The 7156-nt window shown below is 74.1% G+C and carries 6 protein-coding genes; 1 reads left to right on the top strand and 5 read right to left on the bottom strand.

Going from position 1 to position 7156, the window contains the following annotated elements:
- A partial coding sequence (locus tag E3O48_RS06090; RefSeq protein WP_134537709.1) for an agmatine/peptidylarginine deiminase occupies window positions 1-850 on the top strand: 850 nt, incomplete at its 5' end.
- Between the two features lie 353 nt (window positions 851-1203).
- On the opposite strand, the gene E3O48_RS06085 is transcribed toward E3O48_RS06090, so the two are convergent.
- From E3O48_RS06085 to E3O48_RS06060, 5 genes are all read right to left on the bottom strand, one after another.
- Window positions 1204-2280, bottom strand: coding sequence for an SDR family NAD(P)-dependent oxidoreductase (locus E3O48_RS06085; RefSeq protein WP_134537708.1), 1077 nt, complete (start codon window positions 2278-2280; stop codon window positions 1204-1206).
- On the bottom strand, window positions 2280-3506 hold the full coding sequence (locus E3O48_RS06080; protein ID WP_134537707.1) for a thiolase family protein: 1227 nt from the start codon (window positions 3504-3506) through the stop codon (window positions 2280-2282). The genes E3O48_RS06085 and E3O48_RS06080 overlap by 1 nt, the downstream gene beginning before the upstream one ends.
- A gap of 282 nt (window positions 3507-3788) precedes the next feature.
- A complete protein-coding gene (locus E3O48_RS06070; protein WP_134537706.1) occupies window positions 3789-4586 on the bottom strand; it encodes an RNA methyltransferase in 798 nt (265 codons plus the stop codon).
- A gap of 309 nt (window positions 4587-4895) precedes the next feature.
- Window positions 4896-6371, bottom strand: a complete 1476-nt coding sequence (locus E3O48_RS06065; RefSeq protein WP_134537705.1) for an NAD-dependent succinate-semialdehyde dehydrogenase — start codon at window positions 6369-6371, stop codon at window positions 4896-4898.
- Between the two features lie 82 nt (window positions 6372-6453).
- Entirely contained in the window at window positions 6454-7122 is a 669-nt protein-coding gene (locus tag E3O48_RS06060) for a hypothetical protein (RefSeq protein ID WP_134537704.1), read from the bottom strand.
- Window positions 7123-7156 lie beyond the last annotated feature (34 nt).

Below are 7156 nucleotides of genomic sequence, written 5' to 3'. Positions count from 1 at the left end.
CGGCGAGGGTAGGCCCGGCCCCGCTGGGCCCGGCGCCGGCATGCCCGGCGAGGGTGGGCCCGGCCCCGGCATGCCCGGCGAGGGTAGGCCCGGCGCCGCTGGGCCCGGCGCCGGCATGCTCGGCGCGGTGGACTGGACGTTCAACGGCTGGGGCGGCCAGGACTGGGCGCGCTGGGGCAAGGACGCCGAGATCGGCCGCCTGGTCTCGGAATTGTCGGGGGCCACCCGCATCCCGTCGTCGCTCGTGAACGAGGGCGGCGGCATCCAGGTCGACGGGCTGGGCACGGTGCTGGCCACCCTGAGCGTGCAGCTCGACCCCGGCCGCAACCCGCTCGCCGACCGGGCAGCGGTCGAGGCCGAGCTCGCGCGCACGATCGGGGCCACCCACGTGGTCTGGCTGCCGCGCGGGCTCACCCGGGACCAGGAGCGCTACGGCACCCAGGGCCACGTGGACATCGTCGCGGCGATCTCCTCCCCCGGCACGCTGCTGGTGCATTCGCAGGACGACCCGGCGCATCCCGACTACCAGGTCAGCCGGGAGCTGCGGCGGGTACTCGCCGAGTCGACGGATGCCGCGGGCACCCCCTGGACGATCCTCGACCTGCCCGCCCCGGCCGTGCTGCGCGATTCGGAGGGGTTCGTGGACTACAGCTACGTCAACCACCTCGTGGTGAACGGGGGTGTGATCGCCTGCAGTTTCGGCGAGGAACGCGCCGACGAGGCCGCACGGGAGATCCTCGCCGCCGCCTACCCCGGCCGGAGCGTGGTCGCGGTCGAGGCGCGGCCGCTGTTCGCGCGCGGCGGCGGCATCCACTGCATCACGCAGCAGCAGCCGTCCGCCCCGGCCTGACGCTGCCGGCCTCCACGGTGGCGAGCGCTCCACTTCCGCCGCGACGCTCCCTGCGCACCTGGCGCGGAACGGCGCAAGTGGCGCGCTCACGTCAGCTGAGGCGAGGCCGCTGCTCAAGCGCTGCACTCGCCACGGGCATCCGTCGCAGCGGAGGGCTGCGGCGGGCTCCGGGGGCAGCGGGGGGCGGCGGAGGGCAGCGGGGGGCGGTGCCGAGCGCTCCACTTCCGCCGCGACGTTCCTGGCGCACCTGGCGCGGAACGGCGCAAGTGGCGCGCTCACCCGCTGAGGCCTGGCCGCGGCATCCGCGGACACGGCGCGATCACGGCGCGGATACGGCGCGGGCGGCTATCGGGTCAGCGCGGGGGCATCCGGATGGCGCCGTCGAGCCGGATCGTGTCGCCGTTGAGCATCGGATTCTCCACGATGTGCCGCACCAGCGCGGCGAAGTCGGCCGGGTCGCCCAGCCGGGCCGGGTGGGGTACGGATGCCGCGAGCGACTCGCGCACGGTCTCCGGGAGCCCTTGCAGCAGCGGGGTGTCGAAGATGCCGGGAGCGATCGCGACCACCCGGATCAGTGACCGGGCGAACTCGCGGGCGAGCGGGAGGGTCATCGCGGCGACCCCGCCCTTCGACGCCGCATAGGCTGCCTGCCCGATCTGCCCGTCGAAGGCCGCGACCGACGCCGTGTTGATGATTACCCCGCGCTCGGGGATGCCCGGCGGCACGTCGGGCTCGAGGGATGGACCGGTGCCCGAGCCTGGCTCCAGGTCGGCGGCTGAGCCTGCGTCCCCGCCCAGGCGGAAGCCGGTTCCAGTGCCGGCCTCTGCGCCCCCGGTCGCGCCCGCAGCCGCGCCCGACCCGGCATCCGCGCCCGCAGCCGCGCCCGACCCGACATCCGCGGCCGACCCGGCATACGCGGCCGTGCCCGACCCGACATCCGTGCCCGACCCGACATCCGCGCCCGCAGCCACGCCCAACCCGACATCCGCGCCCGCAGCCGCGCCCGACCCGGCTGTACCTGCCCCAGAGATCGGGTCGGTCGCCTGGATCGCGGCCGCGGCCAGTCGGATCACGTTGAAGGTGCCGACGAGGTTGATCCGGATCACCCGGTCGAAGTCGTCGAGCGGCAGCGGTCCGTCCCGGCCGACCGTGCGCTGCCCGGGGGCGATGCCCGCGCAGTTGACCACGATCCGCAGCGGTCCGAGCCCGGTCGCCGCGTCGACGGCGGCCTGCACGTCCTCGGCGCGGGTGACGTCCCCGGCGACGAACCGGGCCGGGCCGCCGAGCGCGGCGGCGGTCTGCTCTCCCGCGGAGCCGGGCAGGTCGAGCAGCACGACCGCCGCGCCGGCCGCGGCGAGAGAGCGGGCGGTCGCCAGGCCGAGGCCGGATGCCGCGCCGGTGACGAGCGCGGAGCATCCGTCGATGCGCATCAGAGCCTCTCGATGATGGTGGCGTTGGCCATGCCGCCGCCCTCGCACATGGTCTGCAGGCCCCACCGCCCGCCGGTGAGTTCGAGGTGGTTGAGCAGGGTGCCGAGCAGCCGGGTGCCGGACGAGCCGAGCGCGTGCCCGAGGGCGATTGCGCCGCCGCGCGGGTTGAGCAGGGCCGGGTCGGCGCCCATCTCGCGCAGCCAGACGAGCGGGACGCTGGCGAACGCCTCGTTGACCTCGTAGGCGTCGAGGTCGTCGATGCCGAGGCCGGAGCGTTCGAGGATGCGCCGGGTCGCCGGGATCACCCCGGTCAGCATGAGCTTCGGGTCGCTCCCGGTGACCGCGAAGCTGTGGAACCGCGCCCGCGGGTTGAGCCCGAGCCGGACGGCCCGCTTCGCGCTCATGATCAACGCCGCGGAGGCCCCGTCGGTGAGCGGCGAGGAGTTGCCCGCGGTGATGTGCCAGTCGAGCTTCGGGAACCGGGCGGCCAGCGCGTCGGTGCGGAACGCCGGCGGAAGCGCGGCGAGGGAGTCGAGGGTGGTGCCGGGGCGGATGGTCTCGTCCTCGGTGACGACCCGGCCGTCGGGGAGGGTCGTCGGCCGGAGCTCCCCGTCGAAGTCGCCGCGGTCGGCGGCGGCGGCGGCGAGTCGGTGCGAGCGGGCGGCGAAGGCATCCAGCTCGCCGCGCCCGAGCCGCCACTGCTGGTTGATCAGTTCGGCCGAGACCCCCTGGTTGACCAGGCCCTGCGGGTAGCGGGCGTGCATCAGGGCGCCGTGCGGGTCCAGGCCGGGACCCTCGGTGCCGGAGTCCTGCCCCGGCCTCGGCCTCGCACCGAGCGAGGAGCCCAGCGGCACCCGGCTCATCGATTCGACGCCGCAGGCGATGACCACGTCGCAGCTGCCGGACATGACCGCCTGCGCGGCGAAGGCCGCGGCCTGCTGGCTCGAGCCGCACTGCCGGTCGATGGTGGTCCCCGGCACGGATTCGGGGAACCCCGCGCTCAGCAGTGCCGTGCGCACCACGTTGTAGCTCTGTTCGCCGACCTGGCTGACACAGCCGCCGATCACATCCTCGACGAGCGCCGGGTCGAGGCCGTTACGGCTGACCAGTTCGCGCAGCACGCCGGCCAGCAGGTCGGCCGGGTGCACACCGGAGAGGGCACCCCCCGGCTTGCCCCGGCCGGACGCGGTGCGCACGACATCGACGATGACAGCATCATTGCTCATGCCCTCAGCCTAGGCTTCCGCGCCGACGCCGCGTCGTCCGCGCGCGTCACCCCCTGCCGGCCCGCCCCGCGAGTGTGGCCAACTCAGGAGATCCGGCGCGGCATCCGCGCGCCGCCGCACTGGTCCGGGGGCGCGGACGGGGCCGCCCCCGGATTTCCTGAATTAGCCACGGGGGTGGCGCCTACTCGGGCGTCAGGAGCCGCGGGTCGGCCAGGGGCGGGTCGGCTGGGGCGGGGTCGGCCAGGGGCCGGTCAGCCAGGGGCCGGTCAGCCGGGGGGCCGGTCAGCCGGAGAGCGCCCACATGGCGACGGCACTGGCCGCGGCCACATTGAGCGAGTCGATGCCGTGCTTCATCGGGATCTGCACGATGCTGTCGGATGCCGCGAGCGCGTCGCCGGTGAGCCCCTCACCCTCCGCGCCGAGCAGCAGGGCCAGCCGCTCATGCTCGGCGCCGCGGAAGTCGCGCAGGCTCACGGCATCCTCGGCCAGGGAGAGGGCTGCCACGTGGAAACCGTGCCGGTCCAGCAGGGCGCGGGTGCTCGGCCAGTCGCCGACCCGGGTCCACGGCACCTGCAGCACGGTGCCCATCGACACCCGGATCGCCCGGCGATAGAACGGGTCGGAGCAGCGCGGCGTGACCAGGATCGCATCCGCACCGATCGCGCCGGCCGAGCGGAAGATCGCGCCGACGTTGGTGGGGTCCGACACGTTCTCGAGGATGACGATCCGGCGGGCGCCGGCGAGCAGGACGTCGGGGGCCGGAAGCTCGGGCCGGTGCATCGCCGCGATCACCCCGCGGTGCAGGATATACCCGGTCAGCTCCGCGAGCAGCTCGCCCGGGCCGACGAAAACGGGCACGTCCTCGCCGACGAGCGCGCGCGCCTCGTCGACGGTGTTGCCGAGCGCCAGCACCGACCGCGGCCGATGCCCGGCCCGCAGCGCACGCTGCAGAACCAATGCCGATTCGGCTATATACAGGCCATGCTCGGTGCCACGCGCCTTCTTCAGGGCGACATCGGTCAGATGGGCGTAGTCGACCAGCCTCGGATCGCTGAGGTCGCTGATCTCGATGACGGGCATCCGCAAAGTCTAGCCGCGGGCCCGCCGGCCCCGGCCCGACCCAACCGCCCAACCGCCCGAGTGCCCGCCCGCGTGCCCGCGTGCCCGCGTGCACGTCCATCCGCCCGCCCGCCCGCCCGTGCATAACTCCTGCGGATTCTGCCAGGCCGGACCGGCATCCGCTGAATTCTGCGGCACGCCACCGCGGTCGGAGCGAATTGCAGGAGTTGTGCACACGGCGGTGGGCACACCCTCTGCGGGGATCAGGCGGGGCGGGGATCAGGCGGGACGGGGATCAGGCGGGACGGCGGGATCGCCGGCGGCGCCCTCCTAGTCGAGGAAGGGATCGGGCAGGAGCGTGTACTTGGTCGAGAGGTACTCGTGGATGCCCTCGAGCCCGCCCTCGCGGCCCAGGCCGGACTGCTTGACCCCGCCGAACGGCGCCGCCGCGTTGGAGAGCACGCCGACATTCAGGCCCATCATGCCCGTGTGCAGGCGTTCGATCATCCGGTGCCCGCGGGCCAGGTCCCGGGTGAACACGTAGCCGACCAGCCCGTACTCGGTGTCGTTGGCGAGCCGCACGGCCTCGTCCTCGTCGCCGAACGTGGAGATCGCCAGCACCGGCCCGAAGATCTCTTCACGCAGGATGTCGCTGCCCGGCGCGACGCCCGAGAGCACCGTGGGCTGGTAGAAGGTTCCGTGCCCGGCGATGGCGGACCCGCCGGTCAGCAGCGTCGCCCCCCTGCCGAGCGCGTCCTGGACGAGCGTGTCGGCCTTGTCGATGGCGGCCTGGTTGATCAGCGGGCCGATGGTGACGCCGTCCTCGGTGCCGCGTCCGACAGTGAAGTCGGCGACCTTCTCGGTGACCCGGCGCGCGAATTCGTCGGCGACGGACTCGTGCACGATGAACCGGTTCGCCGCGGTGCAGGCCTGGCCCACGTTGCGGAACTTCGCGGCGATCGCGCCGGCGACGGCCTTGTCCAGGTCGGCGTCTTCGAAGACGACGAACGGGGCGTTGCCGCCGAGCTCCATCGAGGTGCGCAGCACGCCCTGGGCGGACTGCTGGATCAGCTTCTGCCCGACCGTGGTCGACCCGGTGAAGCTGAGCTTGCGCAGGCGCGGGTCGGCGATGATCGGCCCGGACACCGCGGCCGACGTCGAGGTCGTGATCACGTTGACGACCCCGGCCGGCAGACCGACCTCCTCGAGCAGCCGCACGAAGAACAGGGTGGTCAGCGGGGTCAGTTCGGCGGGCTTGATCACGACGGTGCAGCCCGCGGCGAGCGCCGGGGCGATCTTGCGGGTCGCCATCGCGAGCGGGAAGTTCCACGGGGTGATCAGGAAGCACGGCCCGACCGGGTGCTGGGAGACGATCATCCGCCCGGTGCCCTCCGGGTTGGTGCCGTAGCGGCCGGTGACGCGCACGGCCTCCTCGCTGAACCAGCGCAGGAACTCGCCGCCGTAGGCCACCTCGCCGTACGCTTCGGCGAGCGGCTTGCCCATCTCGATGGTCATCAGCAGGGCGAACTCCTCCTTGCGCTCCCGCAGCAGGTCGAAGGCCCGGCGCAGGATCTCCCCGCGCACCCGGGGCGGGGTGGCCGCCCAGCCGGCCTGCGCCGCGACGGCCGCGTCGAGGGCGGCTGCGCCATCCGCGACGCCCGCGTCGGCGATCGTCTTGATGACCTTGCCGGTGGCCGGGTCGTGCACGGTCAGGGTGGCCCCGTCGGCGGCGGGCACCCATTTGCCGTTGATGAACAGCTCGTTGGGTACGTGCTGGAGCAGTTCGGCTTCGGTGACATGCGTCATAGGGTCTCCCATACTTGTGTGTGCCCGTCGAGCGACGGTCGAATTCTATCCAAGGCAACGTGGTCGGGGCAGCAGCCCGGGTTCACCCCCAGGGCAGCGGCAGGAGCATGCCGGCGGCCATGGCGGCCATCGCCAGCGCCATGCTCACCTGCTGGGTCGCCTCCAGCCTGTCAGCAACACCGGCTCCCCGCCACCCGGCGCGGTGTTTCGCCGCGCGCACGGCGCGCACGGCGGCGGCCGCCAGGGCGACGGATGCCGCCACCACCAGCCAGCCCAGCAGCACCCCGCCGCCGGTCCACGCCGGCCCGTGCCCGGAATGAGCGGCCGCGGACACCGCCGTGCCGGCGGCGGACACCGACGCCCCGGCGGCCGACAGCCCGGGCGCTGACGCGGCGGCCGCCGCATTCCCGCCGTCGGCGCCACCACCCGCCGCCGTGCCCGGCAGCATCCCGGCCCACATCACGGCCATCAGCAGCAGCGCCGCCGCGTGGTGCGCCGCCGCGACCCGCCGGCGCCGGTCCAGCAGTGCGAGGAGGGCCGCCCCGACCAGCAGAGCGGCCCAGGCCAGGGGGCTGAGCAGGTGCGCGTCCGACCGGACCATGTCGAACGTGGACGCCGCCATCACCACCATGGCCGGTGCCGCCGCGGCGCTGCGCCCCGGCGTGCGGAGAGCCGCGAGCGCGCAGACGGCAGCGAGGCCGGCCGCACCGGCGGCGGCGGCCAGGCAGACGGAGACCCAGATCGCGCTCATTGAGCACCAAACTAGGCCGGTCCACCCGGTCCGT

Source organism: Cryobacterium sp. HLT2-28, assembly GCF_004402495.1.
Taxonomy (GTDB): domain Bacteria; phylum Actinomycetota; class Actinomycetes; order Actinomycetales; family Microbacteriaceae; genus Cryobacterium; species Cryobacterium mannosilyticum.
This window is presented reverse-complemented; position numbering and strand designations above follow the sequence as displayed.

What these genes read in the sequence shown, in the direction of transcription:
- E3O48_RS06085 (WP_134537708.1), bottom strand. Translation starts at nt 2,280, where the DNA reads ATGCGCATCGACGGATGCTCCGCGCTCGTCACCGGCGCGGCATCCGGC.
- E3O48_RS06080 (WP_134537707.1), bottom strand. Translation starts at nt 3,506, where the DNA reads ATGAGCAATGATGCTGTCATCGTCGATGTCGTGCGCACCGCGTCCGGC.
- E3O48_RS06070 (WP_134537706.1), bottom strand. Translation starts at nt 4,586, where the DNA reads ATGCCCGTCATCGAGATCAGCGACCTCAGCGATCCGAGGCTGGTCGAC.
- E3O48_RS06065 (WP_134537705.1), bottom strand. Translation starts at nt 6,371, where the DNA reads ATGACGCATGTCACCGAAGCCGAACTGCTCCAGCACGTACCCAACGAG.
- E3O48_RS06060 (WP_134537704.1), bottom strand. Translation starts at nt 7,122, where the DNA reads ATGAGCGCGATCTGGGTCTCCGTCTGCCTGGCCGCCGCCGCCGGTGCG.